The organism is Marivita sp. GX14005, from assembly GCF_023370775.1.
In the GTDB taxonomy this organism is placed as follows: Bacteria; Pseudomonadota; Alphaproteobacteria; order Rhodobacterales; family Rhodobacteraceae; genus Marivita.
Genome location: NZ_JAMCCQ010000005.1, coordinates 268,425 through 295,393, shown reverse-complemented (window position 1 = coordinate 295,393; position 26,969 = coordinate 268,425). Strand labels below are relative to the sequence as shown.

Sequence of the window (26,969 nt, the reverse complement as noted above, 5' to 3'; positions counted from 1 at the left end):
GGGGCCGCGCTCCTTTGCGTCACTCGGTGACGCGCACGTTTTGCATCACGTCGGGCTTGCCGATCACCGCGCCGTTCTGGCCCTCGCCGCGCTTGATCGCGTCGACCACGTCCATTCCTTCGGTGACCTCACCGACGACGGTATAGTCCCCGTTCAGGAAATGGCCCTGATCGAACATGATGAAGAACTGCGAATTGGCCGAATCGGGGCTTTGCGAGCGCGCCATGCCGATCACGCCCCGGTCGAAGGGCAGATCGGAAAACTCCGCCGGCAGGTCCGGCAGATCCGAGCCGCCGCGCCCGGCCATCGCCATGTCGCCGCCATCGAGCTTGCCGAATTCCACATCGCCCGTCTGCGCCATGAACCCGTCGATCACCCGGTGAAAGACGACGCCGTCGTAGGCGCCCTTTTCGGCCAGCGTGGTAATCCGCTCGACATGCGCGGGGGCCACGTCTTCGAAAAGATCGACGCGCACCGTGCCCTCCGCCTCGCCGGCGATGTCGATCTCCAGGCCCGTCGCCAGCGCGGGGGAGGCCAGAACGCTCAATACGATCGCCAGTTTACGCATCGGCGGCCACCTTGACCGAGATCATCCGGTCCGGGTTCGCCGGCGGCTCGCCGCGGGTGATGGCATCGACATGCTCCATCCCCGAAATCACCCTTCCATAGACGGTGTATTGCCCGTTCAGGAAGTGATTGTCGGTGAAATTGATGAAAAACTGCGAATTGGCCGAATTGGGGTTCTGCGAGCGCGCAGCGCCCAGCGTGCCGCGATCATGCGGCAGCTTGGAGAATTCGGCCGGCAGATCCGGCAAATCGGACCCGCCGGTTCCGGCGCGGCGGATGTTGAAATTGTCCTCCATGTCGCCATGCTCCACATCGCCGGTCTGCGCCATGAACCCGTCGATCACCCGATGAAACGCGACATTGTCATAGGCGCCCGAACGCGCGAGTTCCTTCATGCGCTCGGCGTGTTTCGGGGCCACATCGGGCAGCAGTTCGATGGTGACGGTGCCGTCCTTCAACTCCATCAGGATGGTGTTTTCGGGGTCTTTGATCTCGGCCATGCGTAGCTCCTTCGCGTGTTTGCTTGCCGCCAGACTTAAGGCGCGCCCCGGCGATTGCCAAGGACCGCATTGACCATCGCACCGCACCCCGCCATCACTGGCAAAAGCAGACTTCGGAGGATGACATGGCCTGGAAAACGCTCGACGACATGGATCTGGACGGCAAGCGCGTGCTTACGCGGGTTGATATCAACGTGCCCCTCGAGGAGGGCCGCGTCACCGACGCGACGCGGATCGAGCGCATCGTGCCGACGATCACCGATATCCTGGCGAAGGGCGGCACGCCGATCCTGCTGGCGCATTTCGGGCGGCCCAAGGGCAAACCGAACCCGGATATGAGCCTGCGCCAGCTTGTTCCCGCACTGGAACAGGCGTTCGGGCGCGAGGTGACATTCCTCGAACACCCGTCGCCGGAGGAGATCGTCAAGCTGCCGCAGGGCGCCGTTGCCCTTCTGGAGAACACCCGTTTCGATCCGCGCGAGGAAGCGGGCGATCCCGACATGGCGCGGGAACTCGCCGCGCTTGGCGATGTGTTCTGCAACGATGCTTTTTCAGCCGCCCATCGCGATCACGCCTCGACCACCGGGCTTGCCCACCTGCTGCCCTCCTGCGCCGGTCGGCTCATGGCGGCCGAGCTGCGCGCGCTGGAGCAGGCGCTCGGCGATCCCGAGCGCCCGGTGGTGGCGGTTGTCGGCGGGGCGAAGGTCTCGACCAAGCTCGATCTGCTGTCCAACCTGATCGAGAAGGTGGACATCCTCGTGATCGGCGGCGGCATGGCGAACACGTTTCTGGCCGCGCAGGGCATCGATGTGGGCAAATCGCTCTGTGAGCACGATCTGACAGGCACCGCGCGCGAGATTGCCGAGAAAGCCACGCAGACGGGCTGCGAATTGCTGCTGCCGCGCGATGCGGTGGTGGCGCGCGAATTCAAGGCCGGGGCGGACGCCGAAACCGTCAAGGTGGAGGATTGCCCGCCCGATGCCATGATCCTCGATGCCGGGCCGGACAGCGTGGCGCATATCACGCAGGCGTTCGAGCGCGCGAGAACGCTGATCTGGAACGGCCCGCTCGGCGCGTTCGAGATCGCGCCCTTCGATGCCGCCACCAACGCGGCGGCGGCCTATGCCGCCGGGCTCAGCCGGTCGGGCAAGCTGGTCTCGGTCGCCGGTGGCGGCGATACGGTCGCGGCGCTCAACAAGGCGGATGCGGCGGAAAGCTTCACCTATATCTCGACCGCCGGGGGCGCGTTCCTGGAATGGATGGAAGGCAAGACCCTGCCGGGCGTCGCCGCATTAGGCTGAAACCTGCCGGGCGGCGGGGCCGGAAAGCCACAGCCGGCGGATGCTGTCGAAAATTTCCCCGGCGGGGGATTTTCTTCGCCCACCGCCCCGTGCAACCTGCCGCTGTGCGCCCGGCAAGAGGCGCCGAACGAGGCACGAGATGACGCATTCCAGATCCCGCCCGGCGCTTGGCGCGCTGCTCTTTTTCGCCGGCTCCTTCTGCATCGGCGCCTATTTCATCTTCGCCGCCGTGCAGGGCGATTACGGCGTGTTCCGCCGCGCCGAGATCACCGTCGAAACGCGCGAGCTTCGCGCCGAACTCGCCGAGCTGCGCGAAGAGGTCGCGCGCATGGAAAACCTGACGCGGCGGCTGTCGGATACCTATCTCGATCTCGATCTGCTGGACGAGCGCGCGCGCGACATGCTCGGCATGGTGCGGGGCAATGAAATCGTGGTGCGCTGAGCGGCGCTACATGAAATAGGCCAAGAGGCCCAGAAACGGGATCGCGGCCATCAGATCGCCAAGCCCGGCCAGATCGCCCTCGTCCTCCGTCTCTTCCTCCGCCATTTCATCGGACTGCTGAGCCGCCAGCCGCTCCTGTTCGGCCGCATCGAACGGAATCGTGGGAAGCGGCATCTCCGGCGCGATGGCCTCGGCCGCATCCGCCTCGATCATCGGATCGGGCAGATCCTCGGGCGCCTCCTGCGAAATCAGCGATTGGAACTCCCGCGAGGGCGTGAAGCCGAACATGCGCAATTCGAGGATCTCGCCCGCGCGCAGATCGACGCCGAGCGTCGTGCCCTCCATCACCTCCTCGGGATCGAGCGCCGACACTACCGCGTCCGACCGGCTCGATCCGGCTTCGGCGCCATCCGCAACGCCCAGATGGGTGACCTCGATCTCACCGGGATCGGAGGCGAGGGCCGACAGATCCACGCTTGTCCGCGCGCCGGCCTCTCCGGTGGCGGCGATGTAGAACAAGAGCTCGTCCGGCTCCCAGAAGCCGTGAACGGCGACGCCGTCCTCCTCGGCCTCGGTATCCGCGCCGCGTTCAGGTGTGAGATCGAGCGCCGTCTTGCCCGGCAACGCGTCCTGCATCATCGCGAACATCGCGCCGCCCGGAGACAGATCGGCCTGCCCGTCATCCACGCTCAACGTATTCGGCGTGTTCTGGATCAGCGGCCAGACATGCGCCTGCTCCACGTCGTAGCGCAGAAATTCCTCCATCACGTTCAGCATCTCCTGCGCCTGGAAGAGCCCGTAATCCTCCGTCCGGTCGAGCGATCCGCTATTGCCGGCGGTGTTCCATTCCGTCGCCGCGATGCGCGCTTCGGGAATGTCCTCGCCCCATGTCTCATCGGCCGTGTTCAGCATGAAGCTGCGCTGGCTCTCGTTCACCTGGCCGCGCGAATAGACGTGCACCGCGATCTGATCGACGCTGGCGCGTTCCTCGGCGGTGTCGAACTCCGAAAGGATCATCTCGTTCGCAACATGCGTCCAGTTGACCGCGCCAGAGCCGAACAGGCTGTCCTCACCCAGATCGAGCCCGTAGGTGTCGTTCAGATCGGCGAGGATCTCGGCGCCTGACATATCCTCATCGACCCCGTCCGACAGGCGGGCGAAATCGAAATTCGTGCCCGATTGCACGATGATGTCGGCGTCGTGGTTGAGCGCGGTCAATTCGTCATCGACCACGCGCGCCATCTGCGAGGCGAGGCGCCCGTATTCGATGGAGCTCATCTGCCCGCTGCCCCAGTATTCATTGCCGATCTCGAACGCCTCGATCTCGGCCTCGCCATGCACACCGCCCACCACATCGCGCACGAAACCGCGCAGGACATCGTCATCGATGGCCGCGAACCGGTCGCCGTTTTCGTCTGCCATGTCCGACAGCAAATTGCGCGTCGGGATCACGATGGTGACGGACAGACCCTCCTGCCCGGCATAGCTCAGCGCCTCGTTCAGGGGGATGAAATCGCGCGTCTCGCCCGTGTCGCGGTCGACGACCGTGCCGGCATTGGGATTGGCGATGTCGAAATAACGTTCCGTGAGCGAGCCGCCCGGATAGCGGAAGGTGCCGATGCCGAGCTGTTCGATCACGCGGTCGTAATCGCCGCCCTGCTCCAGATCGAGCCGGGTCGCCAGCACATTGGCGCCGAAGAGCGCCTGGGACGCTTCCGATCCCATGAAACCGAAGGCGGAGATTTCCGGCATAATTATGTTCCCCAAGTCAGCAGCAGCCCAAATTTGTCCTTAATTGTGCCATGTTGTCTTGAGAAAAGATGAATCGTGACTGAATTTTGCCGCATTTCCGGCAGATCGCTCAACAATGCCCCGCCCCGCATGGCCATTGTTCCGCCACATTCACCGCCCGGCCGCGAATCGCCGCGGCGTCATGCGCCCCCTTGCCTTCCATCCCGAGAAAGCACTAGGCTCGAAAAAAGGTTTATTATTAAACCTGTTCCGAGGGAGGCGCGCATGTCCGCACGCAAATCGCCGGCCAAGGCCAAAACCAATATTTCTGCCGAGGAGCTGACCGCCTATTACCGCGACATGCTGCTCATCCGCCGGTTCGAGGAAAAGGCCGGCCAGCTATACGGCATGGGTCTGATCGGGGGTTTTTGCCATCTATATATCGGGCAGGAAGCGGTCGTCGTCGGGCTGGAGGCCGTCGCCGAGGACGGCGACAAGCGCATCACCTCCTATCGCGATCACGGGCACATGCTTGCCTGCGGGATGGATCCCAAGGGCGTGATGGCCGAACTCACGGGCCGCGAGGGGGGCTATTCCAAGGGCAAGGGCGGCTCGATGCATATGTTCTCCAAGGAAAAGGATTTCTACGGCGGGCATGGCATCGTCGGCGCGCAAGTGCCCATCGGCGCGGGGCTGGCCTTTGCCGACAAATACAAGGGCACGGGGCGCGTGACCTTCACCTATTTCGGCGATGGCGCGGCCAATCAGGGACAGGTCTACGAGACCTTCAACATGGCCGCGCTCTGGGAATTGCCGGTGATCTTCGTGATCGAGAACAACCAGTACGCGATGGGCACGGCGCAGAAACGCTCCACCTCCACCCCCGATCTGCACACCCGCGGCGAGGCGTTCGGCATCCCCGGCGAAGCGGTGGACGGCATGGACGTTCTGGCGGTGAAGGCGGCCGGGGAGGCGGCCGTGAAACACTGCCGCTCCGGCAAGGGGCCGTATATACTCGAAGTGAAAACCTACCGCTATCGCGGCCATTCCATGTCGGACCCGGCCAAGTATCGCACCCGCGAAGAGGTCCAGAAAATGCGCTCCGAACGCGACGCGATCGAACATGTGCGCGAATTGCTGCTGCAGGGCGGACACGCGAGCGAGGACGATCTCAAGGCCATCGACAAGGAGATCAAGGACACCGTCAATGCCAGCGCCGATTTCGCCCGCGAAAGCCCCGAGCCGGCCCTGGAAGAGCTCTGGACGGATATCTATGCCGAGGAGGCCGTGTGATGGCGGAGGTGACGAATGAGTTGATCCTTGAGCATCTCAAATCGATCCAGGACAAGCTGGTTCAACTGGATCGAGGTCAGCGGGATATTCAAAGCGAGCTTCGGACCCACAAAACGATGCTCGGCGCGATCATCTCGGACGACGCATTACAAGACGGACGGATCGCCGAAATCTACGATCGGCTGGATCGAATCGAAGCCCGACTATCGCTGAGGGATCAATAATGGCAACCGAAGTTCTCATGCCCGCCCTCTCTCCGACGATGGAGGAAGGCACGCTGGCCAAATGGCTGGTGAAGGAAGGCGATACCGTCAATGCCGGCGACATCATGGCCGAGATCGAGACCGACAAGGCGACGATGGAATTCGAAGCGGTGGATGAAGGCATCGTCGGCAAGATCCTGATCCCGGAAGGCACCGAAGCGGTGCGCGTCAACACCCCCATCGCGCTGCTGGTCGAGGAAGGCGAATCCGTAGAGGATGCAGAGCGCACCGCACCGCCGCTGCAGCCCGTCCCGGCGGACAAGGCCCAAAGCTCCGAGGATCAGGACGCAGCCGGCATGGACCACCCGGACCCGGCCGCTGCCATCGCGAAAGCCGAAGCGCCCTGGCCCGAAGGCACCGAGACACGCGAGATGACGGTTCGCGAAGCGCTGCGCGACGCGATGGCCGAAGAGATGCGCCGCGACGAGACCGTCTTTCTCATGGGCGAGGAGGTGGCCGAATACCAAGGCGCCTACAAGATCAGCCAGGGGTTGCTGGACGAGTTCGGCGCCAAGCGCGTAGTCGATACGCCGATCACCGAACACGGCTTCACCGGCCTTGCCGTCGGCGCCGCCTTTGGCGGGCTGCGTCCCATCGTCGAATTCATGACCTTCAACTTCGCGATGCAGGCGATGGACCAGATCGTCAATTCTGCGGCCAAGACGCTTTACATGTCGGGCGGCCAGATGGGCGCGCCCATGGTGTTCCGCGGCCCCAACGGCGCCGCCGCCCGCGTTGCGGCACAGCACAGCCAGGATTACGCTGCGTGGTATAGCCATATCCCGGGGCTGAAAGTGGCGATGCCCTATTCCGCCTCCGACGCCAAGGGGCTACTGAAAACCGCGATCCGCGATCCCAACCCGGTGATCTTCCTCGAGAACGAAATCCTCTACGGCAAAAGCTTCGACGTTCCGCAGATCGAGGATTACACCGTCCCCTTCGGCAAGGCCCGCATCTGGCGCGAGGGTGCGGACGTGACCATCGTCAGCTTCGGCATCGGCATGACCTATGCGCTGGAGGCCGCCGAAAAGCTCGCGGCAGACGGGATCGAGGCCGAGGTGATCGACCTGCGCACGCTGCGCCCGATGGATTATGACACGGTGATCGCCTCGGTGCAGAAAACCAACCGCTGCATCACCGTCGAGGAGGGTTTTCCGGTCGGCGCCATCGGCAATCACCTGTCGGCCGTCATCATGGAACGCGCCTTCGACTGGCTCGATGCGCCGGTGCTGAACCTCACGGGGAAAGACGTGCCGATGCCCTATGCCGCCAACCTCGAGAAACACGCTCTGGTGACCGTGCAGGAGGTGATCGAGGCCGCGAAAAAGGTCTGTTACAAATGATGCTAATTTACCTACGCCGTTCCTTACCAGCGTTGATGCTGGCCGGTATTGGAACCTCGGTTGCGATGGCCGGACCGCCCCGATATGACGTCGATACCCACTGCACGACGATCGCGGAATTCGGTGGCACCTACAGCGCCGAGATGTACAACTATTGCGTGGAAAGTGAGCAATCGGCGTATAATGCGCTCAAGCCACAATGGGACACTCTTCCTGCGCAGGTTCAGGCCCACTGCAATAAAATCGCCTCCTTCGGCACGCCGTCCTACGAGATGCTCGAATACTGCGTGAAAGAGGAAATGTCTGCATCCGCCAACCCACCTGTCTTCAAATATTGAGGCGTTTCGACATGCCCATTCAGATCCTGATGCCCGCGCTCTCGCCCACGATGGAGGACGGCACGCTCGCCAAGTGGCTGGTGAAGGAGGGCGATACCGTGTCCTCGGGCGATATCCTCGCCGAAATCGAGACCGACAAGGCGACGATGGAATTCGAAGCGGTGGATGAGGGTGTGATCGGCAAGCTGCTGGTCGGTGAAGGCACCCAGGGCGTCAAGGTCAACGCACCCATTGCCGTGCTGTTGGAAGACGGCGAAAGCGCCGAGGACATGCCTGAACACTCCGAACCGGCAGCAGAACCCGCCTCCTCCCATGTCGCCCCGGCAAAGCCCTCCGAGGCAACCGCCTCGGCGCAAGGCTACGGACGCGGCGAGACGCCGCAGGCCGATCCCGCGACAAAGGGAGAGCGCATCTTCGCCTCCCCCCTCGCCCGCCGCATCGCCGCCGAGAAAGGGCTGGATCTCGCGCAGATCACCGGCTCCGGTCCGCGCGGGCGGATCGTTAAGGCCGATGTCGAAAGCGCCCGTCCGCAAGACGCGGCCCCCCGCGCTGCACAGGACACAGAACCCGGCACCGCCCCGGCCCCGAAACCCGCCGATACCGGCGCCATCGCGAAAATCTACGAGGAACGGCCCCATACCGAGATCATGCTCGACGGCATGCGCAAGACCATCGCCGCGCGGCTGTCTGAGGCGAAACAGACCATCCCGCATTTCTACCTGCGCCGGTCCGTCACGCTCGATCCGCTGCTCGAGTTCCGAGCCGAGCTCAATGCGCAGCTGGAAAAGCGCGGTGTGAAACTGTCGGTCAACGATTTCATCATCAAGGCCTGCGCCCTCGCGCTGCAACAGGTGCCAACCGCCAACGCCGTCTGGGCGGGAGACCGCATCCTGCAACTCGACCCCTCGGACGTGGCCGTCGCCGTCGCCATCGAGGGCGGGCTTTTCACGCCTATTCTGAAAGACGCAGAGCAGAAGTCGCTCTCGGCCCTATCGGCGGAGATGAAGGATCTGGCCGCCCGCGCCCGCGAGCGCAAACTGGCGCCCCACGAATACCAGGGCGGCAGCTTTGCCATTTCCAATCTCGGCATGTTCGGGATCGAGAATTTCGACGCGGTCATCAACCCGCCTCACGGCGCGATCCTCGCCGTCGGCGCCGGGCTGAAAAAACCGGTGGTGGGTGAAGACGGCGACGTGACCGTCGCCACCCGCATGTCCATGACCCTGTCGGTCGATCACCGCGTCATCGACGGTGCACTTGGGGCGGAACTGCTACAGGCGATCACCGACAATCTGGAAAACCCGATGGCGATGCTGGCCTGAGGGCCCGCATTCCGTGGCAGTATCGGGGGACCAGTCCCCCGAACCCCTTGGGATATTTCCGGCAAGAAGAAAGGGGATCGCGGATCCGCGGCTTCTTTGGGCTTCAAATACCTTGGGGGTGAGGCCGCAGGCCGAGGGGGCAACGCCCCCTTCCCGCTGCCGCAAGGCAGCTCATCAAGGGTGCGCCGCGCGCACTCAATTCTCCAGCGTCTCGAACTGGCGCGCCTCCCTGGCTGACCAGCGCACCGTGAGACGATAGCCTGTTTCGTCCTGCGCTTCGTGCTCGACCAGCGATCTTTCGAAAAGCCAGGCGCGTTTGCGTTCCTCTCCGAAGGATAGCCGGATCACCTCTTCGCGGCGCTCGCCCTCGAGCGTTCGGGTCACGGCGGCGAGGAGCGGCTCCAGTCCTTCGCCGGTCAGCGCGGAGGCGGTGAAGACGTTGTCGTGCCGCGCCGCGCGCGCTTCGGCGGCGGTGCGGCTTTCGGGATCCATCATGTCGATCTTGTTCCAGATCTCGATGAGCGGCACCGTCTCCATCACGCCGAGCGAGGACAGGATATCGCGCACATCCTGCGCCTGTTCCTCCGTTTCGCCGTGGCTGATGTCGCGCACATGCAGGATGAGATCGGCGGCCAGCACCTCTTCGAGCGTGGCGCGAAAGGCGGCGACGAGTTCGGTCGGCAAATCGGAGATGAACCCCACCGTATCGGACAGGATCACCTCCGGCCCGCCCGGCAGCCGCACCGAGCGCATGGTCGGATCGAGCGTGGCGAAGAGCATGTCCTTCGCCATCACCTCCGCCCCCGTGAGCCGGTTGAAAAGCGTCGATTTGCCCGCATTGGTATAGCCCACGAGCGCGACGATCGGGTAAGGCACCTTGGCCCGCGCCGCGCGGTGGAGGCCGCGGGTCTTGACCACCTTGTCGAGTTGCCGGCGCAGGCGCACGAGTTGGTCATCGATGGCGCGGCGGTCGGCCTCGATCTGGGTCTCGCCGGGGCCGCCGACGAAGCCGAGCCCGCCGCGCTGGCGTTCCAGATGGGTCCAGGCGCGCACCAGCCGCGTGCGCTGGTAGCTGAGCGCGGCCATTTCGACCTGCAACACGCCTTCGCGCGTGGCCGCACGGTCGCTGAAAATCTCCAGAATGAGCCCGGTGCGGTCGAGCAGTTTCACGCCCCAGGCCTTTTCGAGATTGCGCTGCTGCACGGGCGTGACGGGGCCGTCGATCAGGACGAGCTCGATCCCGGAGTCTTCGAAGACGGATCGCAGCTCATCGATCTTGCCCGATCCGAAAAGCGCGCCGGGATGCGGTTTGGGCAGGCGCACGACATCGCTGCCGGCGATCTCGAGCCCCGGCAGGGCCGCGGCCAGCGCCACCGCCTCTTCCAGCGCAGGCTCGGGGGCCCGGCGGGTCCGGTCGCTGGTGATGTCGGGATGCAGAACCCAGGCGCGGGTCACATGCGGGGCGTGTTCCTTCAACTCTCGGCTTCGCCGTCATAGAGGTTGATCGGCTGGGCCGGCATGATGGTGGAAATCGCGTGCTTGTAGACGAGCTGCGATTGTCCGTCGCGCCGCAGCAGCACGCAGAAATTGTCGAACCAGGTGATGACACCTTGCAGTTTGACGCCGTTGATCAGGAACACTGTCACCGGAACCTTGGTCTTGCGGACATGATTGAGAAACGCGTCCTGAAGATTCTGCCTATCGGATGCCATAAATCGCCTTTATTCTTGCTGGTCCTGCGCGTCTGATCGTCGACATGGCTCACTATGTCGCGCCATACGGGTAAATTCCAGCGGAAAAACAGCGAAATCTCCGCAGGCCGGAAGACCGGCTCAATCCCGCCAAAGCCCCGGCGTCAGGATCACCACCAGCGCGAGCATTTCCAGCCGGCCCATGATCATCGCCAGCGCCGCCACGAGCTTCGGCCCCGCGCCCAGATCGAGCAGGGAGACGCGCCCGGCCTGCACCATGTCGATCAGCGGGCCGCAATTGGACAGGGTGGAGACCGCAAGCACCAGCGAGCGATCGAAGGGGATGCCGAAGGCGGCAAATCCGGTTGTCGTCGCGGCCAGCGTGATCGCGAAGATCATAAAGAACACCCAGGCAATGAAGGCGCCCTCGCGCCGGGTTCGGCGCGACACCAGCCCCGAGCGCCCGATGGAGGATGGGTGGACCAGCCGGTCGACCTCGCGCATGCCGCTGGCAAGCAGCGCGAAAACCCGCAGCAGCTTGACGCCGCCCGCCGTCGTCGCGACCCCGCCGCCGATCAGCGCGAGGCCCATCAGGATGAGCCCCGGCGTCTCCAGCCCCGACCAGGCCTGCGCCTCGTTCCAGTCCACGCTGACGAAACCATGCGTCGTCAGGAAGGACAGGACGGTGAAGGCGGCGCCCCAGAAGGCGCGCAGCCCGGCGATGAGGTTGTTCTGATCGCCCACGTCCAGCGCGGCGAAGAAATGGCGCACGAAAAGCGTCATCGGGACCAGCGCGACGATGAAGAGCCCGAGGCGGAATTCGGGATCGTGCAACAGGCCCGCCTCGTCACGCCGCCCGGTATCCTGCGAGAACGTCATGCGCGAGAGCGCGAAAAGCAGGAACACCGCGATGATCGCCTCTCCGGCAAAGCCGCTGCCGGCGCCGGGCGGGCCGCCCACCGGCGAGATGCCCGAGGTGGACATCACGCTCATCGCATGGGTCAGCGCGATGAACGGCGTATCGCCCGAGACCAGCAGCAGCACCCAGAGCGCCAGCGTGAGCAGGCTGTAGGTCGGCACGAGCACCGTCGCGCTGCGCGCGAGCCGGCTTGCCGGGTTCGCCGTGTCGCGCCGCGCGGCGCCGGCGACGATGTCCTGCCCCGGCTCGCCGAGCGAGATCACCTCGAACCCGCCGAGGTTGAGCGGCGCGAGGATCGCCGCCGCCGCGACCCACATCAGCAGCCCGCCCATCCAGCCCACCTGCGCGCGCCAGAGATGTTCGGCCATCGACAGCCGTTCGGCCGGAAAGAGCGGCACGCCCGTCGTGGTCAGGCTGGAGACCATGTCGAGATAGGCATTGAGAAAGCTCGTCGTCTGCAGCGCCTCGTAGAACGGCACGGCAAGGACGGCCGGCAGGACGATGAAGCTTGCCAGCAGCGCCAGCAATTGCCGGATCGCGTTGCGGTTATGCGACCGGTTGGCCAGCGCCGTACCGATCAGCGCAACGAAGATCAGCCCCACGAGCGCGGAATAGAAGAAGCTGCGCGCGTCCTGGTGCGCGTCATTCGCCAGCGCCACGATCGCCGGAACCAGCATCGCGAGCGAGGCAAGGCCGGTCAGCAGGATCAGAAGCGGCAGGCGAAAGAGAACGCGCATCGGTCAGAAGAAATCGATCGACACCTGAAGCAGGCGTTCGACCTCGGGCACATCGCCCGTCAGGGTGAAAAGGACGATCTGATCGCCCTCCTCGATCACGGTCGATCCGGTGGGGCGCACCACCTTGTCGCCTTTGCGGATCATGCCGACAAGCACGCCTTCGGGAAAATCGATGTCGCGCATCTTGCGCCCGGCCATCGGCGAAGTGGACAGCACCTCGGCCTCGATCACCTCGGCCTCGGCATCGCCGATGGAATAGACCGCGCGCACGCGCCCGTGTCGGAAATGGCGCAGGATCGAACTGACGGTGACCGACCGCGGGTTGATATAGGCATCGATCCCCAGCGTCTCCATCAAAGGCTCCAGCGTGGGATCGTTGATGAGCGCGATGGCCATCGGGCAGCCTTCGGACTTGGCGCGCACGGCGGCGAGCATGTTGGTCTTGTCGTCATCGGTCACGCAAAGCACCGCATCGGCGCGTTCGATATTGGCCTCGGCCAGAAGCGCGACATCCATCCCGTCGCCGTTCAGCACGATGGTTTTCTCCAGTGCCTCTGCGGCGCGTTCGGCGATCTTGCGGTTGCGTTCGATCACCTTGACCCGCACGCGCGTCGTGCGTTCCTCGAGCTGCCGGGCAACCATCAGCCCGACATTGCCGCCGCCGATGATGACAACGCGTTCCTGCTTGCGATGGGTCTTGCCGAACACCTCCAGAGTGCGGCGCACGTCTTCCTCATGCGCCATGACGTAACAGGCATCGCCCGGAAAGATCTGGTCTCCCGATTCCGGCGCGAAAAGCGTGCCTTCGCGCCGAATGCCGACCACGATCACCCGAAGCGTCGAGAAAAGATCGGTCAGCTGGTTGAGAGGCGTGTTGACGATGGGGCAGTCCTCGTCGATCGTCAGCCCCAGAAGCGAGGCCTTGCCGCCCAGGAACTTCTCGGTATCGAAGGCCGCCGGCGCGGCAAGCCGCTGCATCGCGGCCTCGGCCACCTCCATCTCGGGGCTGATCACCACGTCGATGGGCATGTGATCGCGGCGGTAAAGGTCGGAATAGATCGCCGTCAGATAGCTCTTGGCGCGCAGCCGCGCGATCTTGCGCGGGATGGAAAACACCGAATGGGCGACCTGGCAGGTCACCATGTTGACCTCGTCCGAATGGGTCGCGGCGATGATCATGTCGGCATCCTTGGCGCCCGCCCGCTCCAGCACGTCCGGATAGGAGGCGAAGCCCGCGATCCCCTGCACATCGAGCGCATCGGTCGCCCGGCGCACGAGGTCGGCATTGCTGTCCACGACCGTGACATCGTTGCGCTCGCCCGACAGATGTCGCGCGATCTGCCACCCGACCTGACCGGCCCCGCAGATGATGACTTTCATGGCATTCGCCCCCGTCGGGGTTCCCTGGCTGTGGCGCAGGGTTCTGTTTGGCAGAGGCGGGGGGCCGGGTCAATTGATGCCGGACCTGCGGGCGGCGTGCTTTATGGCGCGCGCCGGACAGCGGCGGCTGCGACACCCATCGCGATCAGCGCGCCGCCTCCGATCCGTGAAACCCAGGCCATAACGGATGGACGCGAGACCTTTGCCCGAACCCTGTCCGCGAGAAACGCGTAGGCGAGCGCGTTCAACGCGGCAAGACCAACGAAGGTGACGATCAAAACGGAAAACTGCGGCAGAAGCGGCCGTCCCGGTTCTACGAATTGTGGAACGAAGGCGATGAAGAACACGATCGATTTCGGGTTGAGCGCGGTCACGGCGGTTGCATGGCCGAAGATTCGCGAGGGCCGCGCGGCGGGCAGACCGTCCGAGACGTCAGGCGCCGCCTTTGGTGCCGTGCGCAACAGCCTGATGCCAAGATAAACGAGGTAGATCGCTCCGATCCACTTGATAACGGTGAACAGCGTGGCCGAAGCGAGCACCAAGGCCCCCAGCCCTGCAAGCGATGCGGACATGGCGATGAAATCGCCTAACGCAACGCCGGCCACCATCGCGAGCGCCACCCTGCGGCCCTGGCTGAGCGCGTAGCTGAGAACCAGCAGCACGGTCGGCCCCGGAATGACAAGAAGGGCGCAAGATGCGATCACGAATGTCAGCCAGATGTGAAAGTCCATGCGATCCCCGATGCAAACCCGATCATCGCGCGACGGTAGACTGCGGTTTTCAACCGGTCAACGCGGATCGACAGAAATCCGTTGCCCGTATCGCGCAGGCGGCTAAACCATGAGGCGGTATCTCACACCGGGGCGGTATCTCAGACAGGGGCGAGCGTGATGGAAAACCGAAGATTGACAACGGTATTCGAGGTTCTGGGCTCGGTCTCCGCGATGGCCTACGCCCTGTTGATCGCCTCCAATACCGGCAATGAGATGTTGGGGTTCTCGCTCCTGCTGGTCTCCGCGCTTCTGTTTTCGGGTTGGGCGCTCATCGACAGGCGCTGGACGTTCCTGCTGCTGCAGGCGTTCTATGCGTCTTCGGCCTTGATCGGCCTCGTTCGCTGGGCGTGACCGGGCGGCCCCTACCCGCCCCGCCGCTGCAACCGCCAGGCGCGGGCCGATTCCGGCGTTTCCCATTCGTAGCGCGGGTCTTCGGTGGTGCGGCCGAACCAGAGGCGGCCTTGCCCGAGGCGCCACGGGTCGAGGACGATGCCCTGCTCCATTGGCTGGCCGCGGGCGCTGAGGATCACGGTGGCGTGCTCCAGACCCAGCGTGCGGATATTGCCAAGGGCGCGGTGGATTTCGAGTGTGCGAAAGCCTTCATCGCGCAGCGCGACGTGCATTGCGTCGGCGAAGTCCTGACAAACACCTTTTTCGCGCAGCCCATGCACAACCTTGAAATTGTGCATCAGCGGTGGATCGGTCATGCGCCACGCACGTGCCCAGACAAGGGGCTGCTGGACCGCTATGCGGGCCGCGCGGGCGGCTTCTTCCCGATCGACGGACGCATCCATCGCGAGAAGCGCATCCCGCACCGCCGCGATCTTTTCCTCTGTCTGGCCCTGGGCAGCGAGGCTGTTCGTATCCGCGCGGCTCGCCGGCCCGGTGCCTGCGGCGTCCTGCACTGCGCAGCCGGCAAGCAGGGCCAAGAGCGCCGCCGCGCGAGCGGCCTGCCTCAAGATGCCGGCTCCACCTCGTCCTCCAGATAGGCCACGCGGCTGCCGGATTTCGAGCCTGTCACCACGCCCAGCGATTTCAGCTTGCGATGCAGCGCGCTGCGCTCCATGCCGACGAAACTGGCAGTGCGGCTGATATTGCCGCCGAAGCGGTTGATCTGGGTCAGCAGATATTCCCGCTCGAACGCTTCGCGCGCCTCGCGCAGCGGCATGGTGGCCAGCGTTCCGGACAGGACCACCCGGCCCTCCTCGCCGCCTTGCGGTGCGCTGTCCTGCGGAAGCTCGCGCGCGGCGATGTCGCCGGTGCCGTCGCCAAGAATGAGCACGCGTTCGATCAGGTTCTTGAGCTGGCGCACATTGCCGGGCCAGATCATCGTCTGCAGCAGCGCCACCGCGTCGCCGCTCAGCGCGCGCTTCGGCAGACCCTGCGTTTCGTTGAACTGCGCGATGAAATGTTCGGCCAGAAGTGGAATGTCCTCGCGTCGGTCTTCGAGACTGGGAACGGTGATCGGCACGACGTTGAGCCGGTGATAAAGCTCCTCGCGGAAGCTGCCATCCGCGATGGCCTCCTGCAGGTCGCGATTGGTCGAGGAGATCACCCGCAGATCGACGCGCACCTTGTCGGCGCCGCCCACGCGCTGGAATTGCTGATCGACCAGCACGCGCAGGATCTTGGATTGCGTGCCGAGCGGCATGTCCGCCACCTCGTCGAAATAGATCACGCCGCCATGCGCCTGCTCCAGCAGCCCCGGCTCGACACCGCGATCGGCGGTTTCGCGGCCGAAGAGCACCTCCTCCATCGTCTCCGGCGCGACGCCGGCGCAGTTGACGCAGATGAAGGGCGCGCTGGCGCGGTTCGAATTGGCGTGAATGTAACGCGCGGCCAGTTCCTTGCCGCAGCCTGCCGGGCCGGTCAGCAACACCCGGCCGTTCGATTTCGTCACCTTGTCGAGATTCGACAAAAGCCCGCGATAGGCGGCACATTCGCCGACCATCTGCGCCACGTCGGTCTCGCCGCGCTTGAGCCTCTGGTTCTCGCGGCGCAAGCGGCTGGTTTCCATCGCGCGGCGGATGACGACCAGCAACTGATCGATATTGAAGGGCTTTTCGATGAAATCATACGCGCCCTGCTTGATCGCGGCGACCGCGATCTCGATATTGCCATGCCCCGAGATGATGACGACCGGCACATCTGGATTGTCGCGTTTGACGGTCTTGAGAATGTCGATCCCGTCCATCTTGCTGTCCTTCAGCCAGATATCGAGGATCAAGAGCGCCGGTTCCTCGGCGTTGATCTCGGCCATCGCATCCGAGGAATTGCCGGCAAGCCGGGTGGTGTAGCCCTCGTCTTCGAGAATATCGCCGATCAGCTCGCGAATGTCCCGCTCATCGTCCACGATCAGAATGTCGCTCATTGCCTCAGTCCCCTTTTCAATCGTCATGTCTCGAAATCGTTCAACGCGGCCAGCCTGTCGGCCGCGATGGTCTCGGCTGTCTCGTGCGGCTCGGGCGCGGTCAGGATCGGCAGGCGCACCGTGGCCTGCGCGCCGCAGCGGCCGTCCTCGCCGAAGGGCTCCGCACGGTCCAGAACGAGCGTGCCGCCATGTTCCTCGATGATCTTCTTCACGATGGGAAGGCCCAGCCCGGTGCCTTTCTCGCGCGTCGTCACGTAAGGCTCGAAGAGGCGCGACGTGTCGTCCGGCAGGCCGATGCCATTGTCGGCGATGGTGATCTCGGCACTGTCCCCGTCGATCCGGCAGGTGATCCGAACTTCCGGGTCTATCGCGCTATCAGGGTATTTTTCGCGATAGCTTTCAATCGCTTCCCCGGCGTTCTTCACCAGATTGGTGAAGGCTTGGCCGATCATCGTCGCGTCAAGCTCGGCCGGGATTTCGCCTTCCGGCAGGTCGGTGACAAAGTGCACGCCCGGCTGGCCGGTTTCCTGAAGCAGCACCGCGCCGCGCAGGATATCTGCCAGATCCTCGGGCTTGCGGTCCGGCTCGGGCATCCGCGCGAACTTGGAGAACTCGTCGACGATGCGGCGCAAATCGTTCGTCTGCCGCACGATCACTTCCGTCATCTGTTCCAGCCGCTCCGCATCCTCCTCGGGAAGACCCTTGCGAAACTTGCGGCGGATGCGTTCGGCCGACAGCTGGATCGGGGTGAGCGGGTTCTTGATCTCATGCGCGATCCGCCGCGCCACGTCGCCCCATGCCGCCATGCGCTGCGCGCTGACCAGATCGGTCACGTCGTCGAAAGCGATCACATAGCCTTCGAGCCCGCCATCCTCGCGCCGGCGGGTGGACAGGCGCACCAGGAGGTTCTCGTGCCGCCCCTCGCGGGTCACGCGCACCTCTTCCTGCGCGGTTTCGATCCCCTGCTCGCGCAACCGGTCGAAAAGCGGGCCGAATTCCGGCACCGCAACGGTGATCTGAACGCGGCTCGGGTTGTCTTGCCAGCCGAGCAGCCGTTCGGCAGAGCGGTTGACGAAGGTGACGCGCCCGTCGGGGTCGAGCCCTACCACGCCCGAGGTCACGGAGGTCAGCACGGAATCGAAGAGCCGTTGGCGGCGTTCGATTTGCCGGGTGTTGTCGAGCAACGTGTCGCGCTGGCCCTTCAGCTGGCGCGTCATCTGGTTGAAATAGCGCCCCAGCATGGCGATCTCGTCGTCGCCATCCTCCTCGACGACCTTGACGTCGAGATCCCCCGCCCCGACCCGCTGCGCCGCGCCGGTGAGGCGACCGACCGGACGGCTGAGCCGTTCGGCGAACCACAGGCCGAGCCAGACCGCAGCGAGGATCAGAAGCACCGCGAAGCCCAGATAGAGCAACGCGAAATCGAAGAGCACGCGCCCGCGATCGTTTTCCTGTTGCTGGTAGAAGCGCGCGGTGGCCTGCGTGTCGTCGAGCAGATTGAGGATCTGCCCGTCCACCTCGCGCGTGACGTAAAGATACCTGTCGGCAAATGCCTCAAGCGGGACGAGCGCGCGCAGCTCGTTGCGATCCCAGTCCTGCATCAGCGCGATCCCGGCCTCATCCGCACCTGCGATCTGCGCTTCGCTCGGGCGTTCGTAATCGAAGAGATAGGACCGCTCGCCGCGCGCGCGGATTTCCCCGGCCCCGTCAATGACATAGGCTTCGCGCAGCCCGCGCTGGATCTGCGCCTGACCCTGGCTGAGCGCTTGCCGCAATTCGCCGTCATCCATGATGAAGGTCGCGCGGCGGTTGGCATCGAGAAAGGCCGCGAGCGCGCGGGCGTCCTGCGTTAGCCCCTCGCGATGCTCTTGCTCGTAAGCCTCCGCCGCAGAGAGCGACGCGCCCACCACGTTGCGCACACGTTCGGAAAACCACGTTTCCAGACCGATATTGATCGTCAGCACCGCGAACACCGCCACGGTGATCGTCGGCAAAAGCGCCATCAGGGCAAACGCCCCCGTCAGCCGCAGATGCAGCCGCGATCCGGCGGATTTGGCGCGCCGCGCGGCGATCATCTTGGCCACCCGGCTGAGCACGAGCGCGGCCAGCAGCAGCACATAGACAAGATCGGCCAGCAGCACGAGCCGCAGGTTGAGCTGTGCGCCGCGCCCGCTGTCGAGCGGTCCGAGAACGAGGATCGTGGCAATGGCGAGCAGCGGGCCAAGCACCACCAGCCCGAGCGTCATCGCGTTCTGGTAGCGTCTTTGCCTGCGGATCCGGCTGAGCCGGCTCCAGTTGAAGGATCGTGCCCAAGTGGCCACGGCCATCCCCCGCCCTTGATGTGTCGCGCAGCCCGACAACCGCTATATTATGTGTCCGCAGCCCGCTGCGTCGCAGCCGAAACACGTTTATGTGGCGTTTTTACATCAATTTGCGGCGCCGTGTCACCTGAATATCGAGGTCCGTGATCTTCTTTCTCAGCGTATTACGATTTATGCCAAGCAAATCAGCGCATTTGGCCTGATTTCCGCCGGTTGCATCGAGGCAGATCTCGATCAACGGCGTCTCGATCTCGCGCAGGATGCGCGCATAAACGCCGGCGGGAGGCAAATCGTCGCCGTGCAGATCGAAATAGCGGCGCAGGTGCCGCTCGACCGAGGCCGAGAGCCGGTCCCCCGCTGCGGGGCCGAGAACGGGGCCGGCCTGCGGCTGATCGGCCAGCGCGTTCTCCGCCTCCGCGCGGGTGATCTCGCCGCCGCTTCCGGTCAGGCCAAGCCGGCGCAGCACGTTTTCGAGCTGTCGGACATTGCCGGGCCAGGGATAGGCGCGGAAAAGATCGGCGCAGTCCGGCGAGAGCCGGCGCGGCGGATCGGTCTCGGGCGCGGCTTTTCGCAGGAAATGGACGGCAAGCTCGGCGATATCGTCCACCCGTTCGCGCAGCGGCGGAACGGTCAGGCTCGCGCCGCTGATACGGTAATAGAGATCGTCGCGCAGGGCCGCTTGTGCCTGCGCGCCCTCCGGCCCGGTTCGGCATGTGGCGGCAAAGCGGATGCCGTGTTCGGGCGCGCGGTCCATCAGATGCACAAGCCCGGCCTGCGCCCCATCGGGCAGATCGGCCACGCCGTCGATCACCACCGTGCCGCCGTTCGCCGCCGCCAGCAGGCGTGCGCCGCGATCCGGATCGTCCAGATCGGTCGTCGGGGCCAGCACGAAGGGCCGCGATCTGCGATCCGAATAATCGTGCAAGACGCGCGCGATAAGCGATTTTCCGGTGCCGGATTCGCCGCGGATGAGCACCGGCAAATCGCTGTGCATCAGCCGCGCGACAAGCCGGTAAAGCGCCTGCATCGCCGGGGTCTGCCCGATAAGCGGCAGGCTCTCGCGCTCGGCGCGCGGCTCTGGCGCGGCGCGCGGTGCCGTGCCGCGCGCCGCCAGTGCCTTGCCAGTGCGGGCCATCAGGTCGGGCAGATCGAAGGGTTTGGGCAGGTAGTCGAAGGCCTTGGCCTCGGCAGCCTTGATCGCCGTCATGATGGTGTTCTGCGCCGACACCACGATTACCGGCAGATCGGGCCTGTCCTGCGCGATCTTCGGCAGCATTTCCAGACCGTTGCCATCCGGCATGACCACATCCGAGATGACGACATCGCCGCGCCCTTCCGCGATCCAGCGCATGAGCGTCGTCAGCGACGAGGTCGCATGAACCTTGCAGCCAGCCCGCGTCAGCGCCTGCGTCAGCACCGTGCGGATGGTGCGGTCGTCATCGGCGACAAGAACGGTGCCGTCCATCAGCTGTCTCCCTTCGCGCGTCTGGCCTGTGGCAACGAGATGCGGAACGCCGTCCGTCCGGGGCGGCTGTCCACCGCGATCCAGCCATCGTGATCGGCGATGATCTTACTGACCAGCGCCAGCCCCAGCCCGGTGCCGTTCTCGCGCCCCGAAACAAAGGGGGCGAAGATATCGGCTGCGATCTCGGACGGCAGGCCGGGGCCATCGTCGATCACCTCGATTTGCAGCGGCAGCGATTGCCCCGACGCGCCTATCGGGCGCTTGTTGTAGCTTTGCTCGTAATAGGTGCGCAGCGTGATCGTCCCGCCCGCGCGTCCTGCGGCATCGGCGGCGTTGTGGATGAGGTTCTGCGCGACCTGAAGCATCTGATCGGGATCGGCCAGCGCGGGCGGCAGCGAGGGGTCATAGGCCTTTTCGATGCGCATATGCGCCCCCAGCCCCAGCGCGGCGGAGCGCGCCGCCCGGTCGAGCACGTCATGAAGGTTGGTCGGGACAAGCTGCGCCCCGGCCCGGTTGCCGAATTGCTCCACCCGGTCCAGCAGGGTGACGATGCGGCGCGTCTCGGCGACGATGAGATCGGTCAGTTCCCGGTCCTGCGCGCCCAGCGACATGCCCAGAAGCTGCGCCGCGCCGGTGATGCCGGCAAGCGGGTTCTTGATCTCATGGGCGAGCATTTCCGCCATGCCGATGGCCGATCTGGCCGAGGATGCGGACGGTTGCGCACGCAGCGCGAAATCCCGCGCGGCGATCAGAAGCAGCATCCGCCCCTGCCCGCCCTGCAGCGGCGCGATGTGGAGCGTGCATTGCACCGGCGCGCTCGATCCGGTGCCGATATCCACGTCATTGACGAAAAGCGGCGTGCCGAGCCGGCGCGCGCGCTCCAGCCCGCTTTCGAGCGGCGCATCGACGGCCAGCCTGTCCCAGACCGGCTCCCCGCGCAGCGCGCGCGCCGATTGGTTCATGAACCCCTCCGCCGCCGGGTTGAGATCGACGATCCGGTCGGCCGCGTCGATCACGATCACGGGCGCGGGCAGCGCGGACCAGATCGCCTCGTCGAACGCAGCCTCCGCGATCATGCGGAGCACCTCTGTGCGCCTTCCAGCGCCGGGCCGAGGCTGCGCAGGACGCGGGACGGCGCGTCGGCGGTCAGAATGGTTCGCCGCAGATCGGGCGCAGTGCCGGCCTCGTCCATATACCAGCCCAGATGCTTGCGCGCAACGCGCAGGCCCAGATCGGTGCCGTAGAAGGACAGCATGTCCTCGTAATGGCCGCAGACCATATCCACCAACGCAGAGCCTGCAGGGATGTCCGGTGCCGCTGCGCCATAGAGATCGGCCGCGACCTGCGCCAGCAGCCACGGACGCCCCTGCGCGCCGCGCCCGATCATCACGCCATCCGCCCCGCTTTGGCGCAGCGCCTGCCGCGCGGTTTCGGTGCTCGTAATGTCGCCATTGGCGATCACCGGGATGGAGACCGCCTGTTTGACCGCCCGGATTGCGGCCCAATCGGCGCGGCCCTTGTAGAACTGGCAGCGGGTGCGGCCATGAATGACGATCATCGCGACGCCAATGCCTTCCGCGCGCCTCGCCAGATCGGCGGCGTTCAGCGATGTTGCGTCCCAGCCGAGCCGCGTCTTGAGCGTGACCGGCACGGATACGGCCCCCGCGACCGCTTCGATGAGCCGGCAAGCGTGATCGAGATCCCGCAGCAGCGCGGAGCCGGAATAGCCGCCGACGACCTTTTTCGCCGGGCAGCCCATGTTGATGTCGATCACCCGCGCGCCCATCCCCTCGACCCGCCGTGCCGCCTCGGCCATCGCCTCCGGCGCGCGGCCGGCCAACTGCACCGAGGTGTTGGCCGCCGCCACGCCAAGCTCGGCCTTCTCGCGCGTGCCGGGGCGGGCGGTGAGGAATTCGCCGCTGGCGATCATCTCGGACACGACCCGTCCCGCGCCGAAACGCGAGACGAGGCTGCGGAACGGCAGATCGGTGATCCCGGCGAGCGGGGCAAGCAGAACGGGCGGCGAAATCAGATCATCGGCAACCGGCGGCACGGGGGCGCTCCTTGAAAACACCCGCGAGAGCTACGCCGGAGCGACCGTGCGATCAAGGGTTTTGCCTCTCTTGTCACCAATGGGCCGCGCATTGCCTGTTTTTTGTGCAACTCCCGGCGAGCGATTGCGCAAACGTGTCGGCGCGGGTAGACAGACCGCATCAGAGGAAAGAGGCGGTGCGGATGAAGATACGGCTAGGCAACGGGTATGATGTGCACCGCTTCGGCCCCGGCGATCACGTCATCCTTTGCGGTATAAAGATTCCCTATCATCAGGGGCTTGCGGGCCATTCCGACGCCGATGTCGGCATGCACGCGATAACCGACGCGCTGTATGGCGCGATGGCGGCGGGCGATATCGGGCGGCACTTCCCGCCCTCCGATCCGCAATGGAAAGGCGCCGCGAGCGAGGTGTTCCTGGCCCATGCCGCCGGTCTGGTGCGCGATGCGGGCTTCGCGATCTCGAATGTCGATTGCACGCTGATCTGCGAAGAGCCGAAGATCGGCCCGCATGCCGATGCGATGCGCGCGGCGCTGGCGGCAATCATGGGCATTCCGGTGGAGGATATTTCCGTAAAGGCAACAACCTCGGAAAAACTTGGATTTACGGGGCGCGGTGAAGGTATCGCCTCAATCGCGACCGCTGCGCTGGTGCAGGCATGATGCGGCTGGTGGCGAGCTTCTTCGGCGCGGGCTGGCTGAAGCCTGCGCCCGGCACTTGGGGCTCGCTCGCCGCGCTGCCGGTCGGCTATGCGCTGCTCAAGCTGGGCGGGCCGTGGCTGCTTGCCGTGGCGGCGGTGATCGTCTTTTTCGCCGGCTGGATGGCGACGCGTGCGGTCACCGACGGGATGGTTGATCACGATCCGTCCTGGATCGTCATCGACGAGGTTGTCGGCCAATGGATTGCCCTCTTTCCAGTGGGGTACGGCGCGATGATGATGGGCGTTCCGGTGGAACGGCTCTGGCCCGGATGGCTTGCCGCATTCGTGCTGTTCCGGTTGTTCGATATCTGGAAGCCGTGGCTCGTGGGCCGCGCCGATGCGCGGGGCGATGCGCTTGGCGTGATGATGGATGACGTCTTCGCCGGCTTTTTCGCCGCGATCGGCGTGATCGTTCTGGCTGCACTCTTTCACCGGGTTCTGATGTGAGCCTCGCGGACGAGATCCTGCGCCTTGCGCGCGCGGCCGGAGCGACGATCACCACCGCGGAAAGCTGCACTGGCGGGATGGTCGCCGCCGCGATCACCGACGTGGCCGGATCGTCCGATATCTTCGAACGCGGTTTCGTCACCTATTCCAACGCCGCCAAGTCGGACATGCTGGGCGTGCGCAGGGCCACGCTGGAGGCGCATGGCGCGGTGTCCGAAGAGGTGGCGCGGGAGATGGCGGAAGGCGCGCGCCGCGCGGCGGGCGCGACATTCGCGGTGTCGATCAGCGGCATTGCCGGGCCGGGCGGGTCGGAGCACAAGCCCGAGGGGCGCGTTTGCTTCGCGCTGGCCAGCGGCGCGGACATCCTTGCGCAAACGGTGGAGTTCGGCGCATTGGGCCGCGCCACCGTGCGTGAGAAATCCCGCGATCACGCGCTGACGCTGATCCGCGATGCGCTCGGGAAACGTCAGGTGCCGGATGCGGGTGCGGACTTGGGCGTGTAAAGCTCCGCCGCGCGGCGCTCGAACGCGCGCACGATGCGCTGCATCGCGTCGTAAAAGAACATTCCCGCCGCGCCTTGCAAAAGACGGTTCTTGAACTCGAAATCGACATAGAAGGTCACTTCGACCCCCTCCGGCACGTCGCGGAAGGCCCAGTTGGAATGCATGTGCTTGAACGGGCCATCGAGATATTCGGTATCGATTTTCATCTGCTCGGGCCATAGCACGACACGGCTGCCGAAGCGTTCGCGGAACACCTTGAAGCTGATCACCAGATCGGCCAGCATTTCCTCGTGATCGCCCCGATCCTCGCGCGAGCGGATGCGTGCGGCGGCCGTCCAGGGCAGGAACTCGGGGTAGTGCCGCACATCGGCCACGAGGTCATACATCTGCTGGGCCGTATAAGGCAGGGTGCGGGTCTCTGAATGTGTCGGCATCTGCTCTGCGTTGTTTTGAACTGGATTAGACCGTGACAGTGGCGTTGGATGTCGTATTGTGCGCGCGAAAAATCAAGGGAAACCTATGACAAAGCGTCCTTATGTCATCGACGAGATGATCTCGGCCAAGGCCATCGCCGCGCGGATCGAAGAGCTGTGCCACGAGATCCACGCCGAGTTTCGCGGCACCGACAAACTGGTCGTCGTCGGCCTGCTGCGCGGCAGTTTCGTCTTCATCGCCGATCTGGTGCGCGAGCTGGACCTGCCGGTCGAGGTCGATTTCCTCGAAGCGTCCTCTTATGGCGATGCGATGGAATCGAGCCGCGAGGTGCGCATCCTCAAGGATCTGCGCGGGCAGATCGAGGGGCGCGATGTGCTCGTGGTCGAGGATATCGTCGATACCGGGCATACGCTCAAGCATGTCGTCGGGTTGCTCAAGGCGCGCAAGCCGGGGCGGCTGCGCACGATCGCGCTGCTCGACAAGCCGTCGCGGCGCGAGACGGATGTGAAGGCCGACTGGATCGGGTTTTCGATCCCCGATGAGTTCGTCGTCGGCTATGGAATCGATTACGCACAGCGCAACCGTAACCTGCCGTTCATCGGCAAGGTTCGGTTCGAAGATGAAAGCTGAACCCGGATAACGGGAAATTTCCTTTCGTTTGCTTTCGAAAACGGTATCGTCAAAGGGCGAGCAACCGATCAAGGGAGTGAAGAGATGAAAACCGTTCTTACCGCGACGATCGCGGCAGCCACGCTGCTGACCGGCGCCGCCGTATTTGCCGAAACGGAACACGAGGCGCAGCTCAAGGCGCGTCAGGGTCAGTTCCGCATCATGGCGATCAATCTCGGGATTCTGGGCGGCATGGCCAAGGGCGAGATCGAATACAACGCCGATCTTGCGCAGGCCGCTGCCGACACGCTGGTCGCCGTCAGCACTATCAGCCAGGCGCCGATGTGGCCCGAAGGCTCTGACAACATGAGCATCGACGGAACCCGCGCGCAGCCGACGATCTGGGAAAAGAACGACGATTTCCTGGGCAAATGGGCCGATCTGCACCCCGCAGCGCTGGAATTGCAGCAGGCGGCGGGCAGCGGGCGCGAGGCGCTCGGGCCGATGATGGCGAAGGTGGGCGGCACCTGTAAGGCGTGCCACGACGAGCACCGGGCGCCGGAGGACCAGTAAACCGATGCGGCGCGGTCTGATCTATGGCACCGTGGCGGCGGCGTGTCTCGCTGTTGCCGCCGGGCTGTTCCTGACCCGCGCCGTTCCGGTCGAGGAGGCAGCGCTCGACGGGCTGACGGGCGATGCGGCACGAGGCGAGAGCGTTTTCACCGCCGCCGGTTGCGCTTCGTGCCATCACGCGCCCGATGCGGAGGGTGAAGCCAAGCTGGTCCTTGCCGGCGGGCAGCGGTTTCCGTCCGATTTCGGCACGTTCATCGCGCCCAATGTCTCGCCGCACAAGGAGGCGGGGATCGGCGGTTGGACGCTGTCGCAATTCGCCTCCGCCGTGCAGCGCGGCGTGTCGCCGGGCGGCGCGCATTATTACCCGGCTTTTCCCTATGCGTCCTACGTGCATATGGCCGATGAGGATGTCGCCGATCTTTGGGCCTATATGCAGACACTCCCGCCGGATGCGACGCCGAGCAAGGCGCATGAGGTCGGCTTTCCGTTCAATATCCGCCGGGCGGTCGGCCTGTGGAAGCGCCTCTACCTGACCGATGGATGGGTCATGACCGATGCCGAAACCCCGGAATTGCAACGCGGGCGCTACCTGGTGGAGGCTCTGGGCCATTGCGGCGAATGTCACACACCGCGCACCGCGCTTGGCGGGATGGACCGGGCCGCGTGGCTTTCGGGCGCGCCCAATCCGACTGGAAAGGGGCGCATCCCGTCGCTAAAGCCCGCCGATTTCAACTGGTCGGCTGCGGATATCGCCTATTACCTGGAAACCGGGTTCACCCCCGAGTTCGACAGCGTCGGCGGGCACATGGCTGCCGTGGTTGAAAATTTCGCGCAACTTCCCGCAAGCGACCGCTCGGCGGTCGCCGCTTATATCAAGGCGCTGGATTAGCCT

At 64.9% G+C, this 26,969-nt stretch carries 28 protein-coding genes and 1 pseudogene; 14 read left to right on the top strand and 15 right to left on the bottom strand.

Features of this window, described 5'->3' with window-relative positions; all coding sequences use genetic code 11:
- Positions 1-19: 19 nt before the first annotated feature.
- Positions 20-568 (bottom strand): peptidylprolyl isomerase, encoded by a 549-nt coding sequence (locus tag M3465_RS15355; protein WP_249502651.1) that lies wholly within the window; start codon positions 566-568, stop codon positions 20-22.
- On the bottom strand, positions 561-1,067 hold the full coding sequence (locus M3465_RS15350) for a peptidylprolyl isomerase (protein ID WP_249502650.1): 507 nt from the start codon (positions 1,065-1,067) through the stop codon (positions 561-563). The genes M3465_RS15355 and M3465_RS15350 overlap by 8 nt, the downstream gene beginning before the upstream one ends.
- A gap of 125 nt (positions 1,068-1,192) precedes the next feature.
- On the opposite strand from M3465_RS15350, the gene M3465_RS15345 reads away from it, so the two are divergent.
- Both M3465_RS15345 and M3465_RS15340 read left to right on the top strand, forming a co-directional pair.
- Positions 1,193-2,368, top strand: a complete 1,176-nt coding sequence (locus M3465_RS15345; RefSeq protein WP_249502649.1) for a phosphoglycerate kinase — start codon at positions 1,193-1,195, stop codon at positions 2,366-2,368.
- A gap of 139 nt (positions 2,369-2,507) precedes the next feature.
- Positions 2,508-2,810 (top strand): FtsB family cell division protein, encoded by a 303-nt coding sequence (locus M3465_RS15340; protein WP_249502648.1) that lies wholly within the window; start codon positions 2,508-2,510, stop codon positions 2,808-2,810.
- A 6-nt stretch (positions 2,811-2,816) separates the two neighbouring features.
- Here the strand turns inward: M3465_RS15340 and M3465_RS15335 are convergent, their stop codons facing one another.
- Positions 2,817-4,562 carry a hypothetical protein gene (locus M3465_RS15335; RefSeq protein ID WP_249502647.1) on the bottom strand — a complete coding sequence of 582 codons (1,746 nt, stop codon included), beginning with the start codon at positions 4,560-4,562 and terminating at the stop codon, positions 2,817-2,819.
- 264 nt (positions 4,563-4,826) lie between these two features.
- Here M3465_RS15335 and pdhA point away from each other — a divergent pair, with 264 nt between their 5' ends.
- Genes pdhA through M3465_RS15310 form a run of 5 tightly spaced genes read left to right on the top strand, consistent with a single transcriptional unit; the run spans position 4,827 to position 9,100 of the window.
- Positions 4,827-5,834, top strand: coding sequence for a pyruvate dehydrogenase (acetyl-transferring) E1 component subunit alpha (gene pdhA, locus M3465_RS15330; protein WP_249502646.1), 1,008 nt, complete (start codon positions 4,827-4,829; stop codon positions 5,832-5,834).
- Positions 5,834-6,058, top strand: coding sequence for a hypothetical protein (locus M3465_RS15325; protein WP_249502645.1), 225 nt, complete (start codon positions 5,834-5,836; stop codon positions 6,056-6,058). Before pdhA ends, M3465_RS15325 begins: the two co-directional genes overlap by 1 nt.
- Positions 6,058-7,440 carry a pyruvate dehydrogenase complex E1 component subunit beta gene (locus tag M3465_RS15320; protein ID WP_249502644.1) on the top strand — a complete coding sequence of 461 codons (1,383 nt, stop codon included), beginning with the start codon at positions 6,058-6,060 and terminating at the stop codon, positions 7,438-7,440. The genes M3465_RS15325 and M3465_RS15320 overlap by 1 nt, the downstream gene beginning before the upstream one ends.
- A complete protein-coding gene (locus M3465_RS15315) occupies positions 7,437-7,778 on the top strand; it encodes a hypothetical protein (protein WP_249502643.1) in 342 nt (113 codons plus the stop codon). The genes M3465_RS15320 and M3465_RS15315 overlap by 4 nt, the downstream gene beginning before the upstream one ends.
- Positions 7,779-7,789: 11 nt before the next feature.
- Complete coding sequence (locus M3465_RS15310) at positions 7,790-9,100, top strand: pyruvate dehydrogenase complex dihydrolipoamide acetyltransferase (RefSeq protein ID WP_249502642.1); 1,311 nt, start codon at positions 7,790-7,792, stop codon at positions 9,098-9,100.
- 195 nt (positions 9,101-9,295) lie between these two features.
- Here the strand turns inward: M3465_RS15310 and hflX are convergent, their stop codons facing one another.
- From hflX to M3465_RS15285, 5 genes are all read right to left on the bottom strand, one after another.
- A complete protein-coding gene (gene hflX / locus M3465_RS15305) occupies positions 9,296-10,555 on the bottom strand; it encodes a GTPase HflX (protein ID WP_249502641.1) in 1,260 nt (419 codons plus the stop codon).
- A gap of 17 nt (positions 10,556-10,572) precedes the next feature.
- Complete coding sequence (gene hfq, locus M3465_RS15300; protein WP_249502640.1) at positions 10,573-10,812, bottom strand: RNA chaperone Hfq; 240 nt, start codon at positions 10,810-10,812, stop codon at positions 10,573-10,575.
- Between the two features lie 120 nt (positions 10,813-10,932).
- Positions 10,933-12,447 carry a TrkH family potassium uptake protein gene (locus M3465_RS15295; protein ID WP_249502639.1) on the bottom strand — a complete coding sequence of 505 codons (1,515 nt, stop codon included), beginning with the start codon at positions 12,445-12,447 and terminating at the stop codon, positions 10,933-10,935.
- Between the two features lie 3 nt (positions 12,448-12,450).
- Complete coding sequence (gene trkA / locus M3465_RS15290; protein WP_502846123.1) at positions 12,451-13,881, bottom strand: Trk system potassium transporter TrkA; 1,431 nt, start codon at positions 13,879-13,881, stop codon at positions 12,451-12,453.
- A gap of 47 nt (positions 13,882-13,928) precedes the next feature.
- Entirely contained in the window at positions 13,929-14,558 is a 630-nt protein-coding gene (locus M3465_RS15285; protein ID WP_249502637.1) for a LysE family translocator, read from the bottom strand.
- A 159-nt stretch (positions 14,559-14,717) separates the two neighbouring features.
- Here M3465_RS15285 and M3465_RS15280 point away from each other — a divergent pair, with 159 nt between their 5' ends.
- A complete protein-coding gene (locus tag M3465_RS15280) occupies positions 14,718-14,951 on the top strand; it encodes a hypothetical protein (RefSeq protein WP_249502636.1) in 234 nt (77 codons plus the stop codon).
- A gap of 11 nt (positions 14,952-14,962) precedes the next feature.
- Here the strand turns inward: M3465_RS15280 and M3465_RS15275 are convergent, their stop codons facing one another.
- From M3465_RS15275 to dusB, 6 genes are all read right to left on the bottom strand, one after another.
- On the bottom strand, positions 14,963-15,559 hold the full coding sequence (locus M3465_RS15275) for a hypothetical protein (protein WP_249502635.1): 597 nt from the start codon (positions 15,557-15,559) through the stop codon (positions 14,963-14,965).
- Positions 15,556-16,971 (bottom strand): nitrogen assimilation response regulator NtrX, encoded by a 1,416-nt coding sequence (ntrX, locus tag M3465_RS15270; protein ID WP_249502634.1) that lies wholly within the window; start codon positions 16,969-16,971, stop codon positions 15,556-15,558. The genes M3465_RS15275 and ntrX overlap by 4 nt, the downstream gene beginning before the upstream one ends.
- Before the next feature lie 23 nt (positions 16,972-16,994).
- The gene (locus tag M3465_RS15265) at positions 16,995-19,298 is read right to left on the bottom strand and encodes a sensor histidine kinase NtrY-like (RefSeq protein ID WP_249502633.1); all 2,304 of its coding nucleotides are present in this window, start codon (positions 19,296-19,298) and stop codon (positions 16,995-16,997) included.
- Between the two features lie 94 nt (positions 19,299-19,392).
- Positions 19,393-20,757: a response regulator gene (locus M3465_RS15260; RefSeq protein ID WP_249502632.1), complete on the bottom strand. Its 1,365-nt coding sequence runs from the start codon at positions 20,755-20,757 to the stop codon at positions 19,393-19,395.
- The gene (locus M3465_RS15255; protein ID WP_249502739.1) at positions 20,757-21,833 is read right to left on the bottom strand and encodes a two-component system sensor histidine kinase NtrB; all 1,077 of its coding nucleotides are present in this window, start codon (positions 21,831-21,833) and stop codon (positions 20,757-20,759) included. The genes M3465_RS15260 and M3465_RS15255 overlap by 1 nt, the downstream gene beginning before the upstream one ends.
- On the bottom strand, positions 21,830-22,810 hold the full coding sequence (gene dusB / locus M3465_RS15250; RefSeq protein ID WP_249502631.1) for a tRNA dihydrouridine synthase DusB: 981 nt from the start codon (positions 22,808-22,810) through the stop codon (positions 21,830-21,832). Before dusB ends, M3465_RS15255 begins: the two co-directional genes overlap by 4 nt.
- Positions 22,811-22,992: 182 nt before the next feature.
- On the opposite strand from dusB, the pseudogene ispF reads away from it, so the two are divergent.
- The 3 genes and pseudogenes from ispF to M3465_RS15235 all read left to right on the top strand — a co-directional run.
- Positions 22,993-23,472, top strand: a pseudogene (ispF, locus tag M3465_RS15245) (2-C-methyl-D-erythritol 2,4-cyclodiphosphate synthase); the annotation flags it as partial.
- Entirely contained in the window at positions 23,472-23,957 is a 486-nt protein-coding gene (locus M3465_RS15240; protein ID WP_249502738.1) for a phosphatidylglycerophosphatase A family protein, read from the top strand. The pseudogene ispF and the gene M3465_RS15240, both read left to right, overlap by 1 nt.
- The gene (locus M3465_RS15235; protein ID WP_249502629.1) at positions 23,954-24,460 is read left to right on the top strand and encodes a CinA family protein; all 507 of its coding nucleotides are present in this window, start codon (positions 23,954-23,956) and stop codon (positions 24,458-24,460) included. Before M3465_RS15240 ends, M3465_RS15235 begins: the two co-directional genes overlap by 4 nt.
- Here M3465_RS15235 and M3465_RS15230 read toward each other — a convergent pair.
- Positions 24,424-24,894, bottom strand: coding sequence for a type II toxin-antitoxin system RatA family toxin (locus M3465_RS15230; RefSeq protein WP_249502628.1), 471 nt, complete (start codon positions 24,892-24,894; stop codon positions 24,424-24,426). The genes M3465_RS15235 and M3465_RS15230 overlap by 37 nt on opposite strands.
- An 85-nt stretch (positions 24,895-24,979) precedes the next feature.
- Between M3465_RS15230 and hpt the strand changes: the two genes are divergently transcribed.
- The 3 genes from hpt (at position 24,980) to M3465_RS15215 (ending at position 26,966) form a co-directional block, all read left to right on the top strand.
- Positions 24,980-25,525 carry a hypoxanthine phosphoribosyltransferase gene (gene hpt, locus M3465_RS15225; RefSeq protein WP_249502627.1) on the top strand — a complete coding sequence of 182 codons (546 nt, stop codon included), beginning with the start codon at positions 24,980-24,982 and terminating at the stop codon, positions 25,523-25,525.
- An 84-nt stretch (positions 25,526-25,609) separates the two neighbouring features.
- Positions 25,610-26,077, top strand: a complete 468-nt coding sequence (locus tag M3465_RS15220) for a c-type cytochrome (protein ID WP_249502626.1) — start codon at positions 25,610-25,612, stop codon at positions 26,075-26,077.
- Positions 26,078-26,081: 4 nt separating this feature from the next.
- Positions 26,082-26,966 carry a cytochrome c gene (locus M3465_RS15215; protein ID WP_249502625.1) on the top strand — a complete coding sequence of 295 codons (885 nt, stop codon included), beginning with the start codon at positions 26,082-26,084 and terminating at the stop codon, positions 26,964-26,966.
- Positions 26,967-26,969 lie beyond the last annotated feature (3 nt).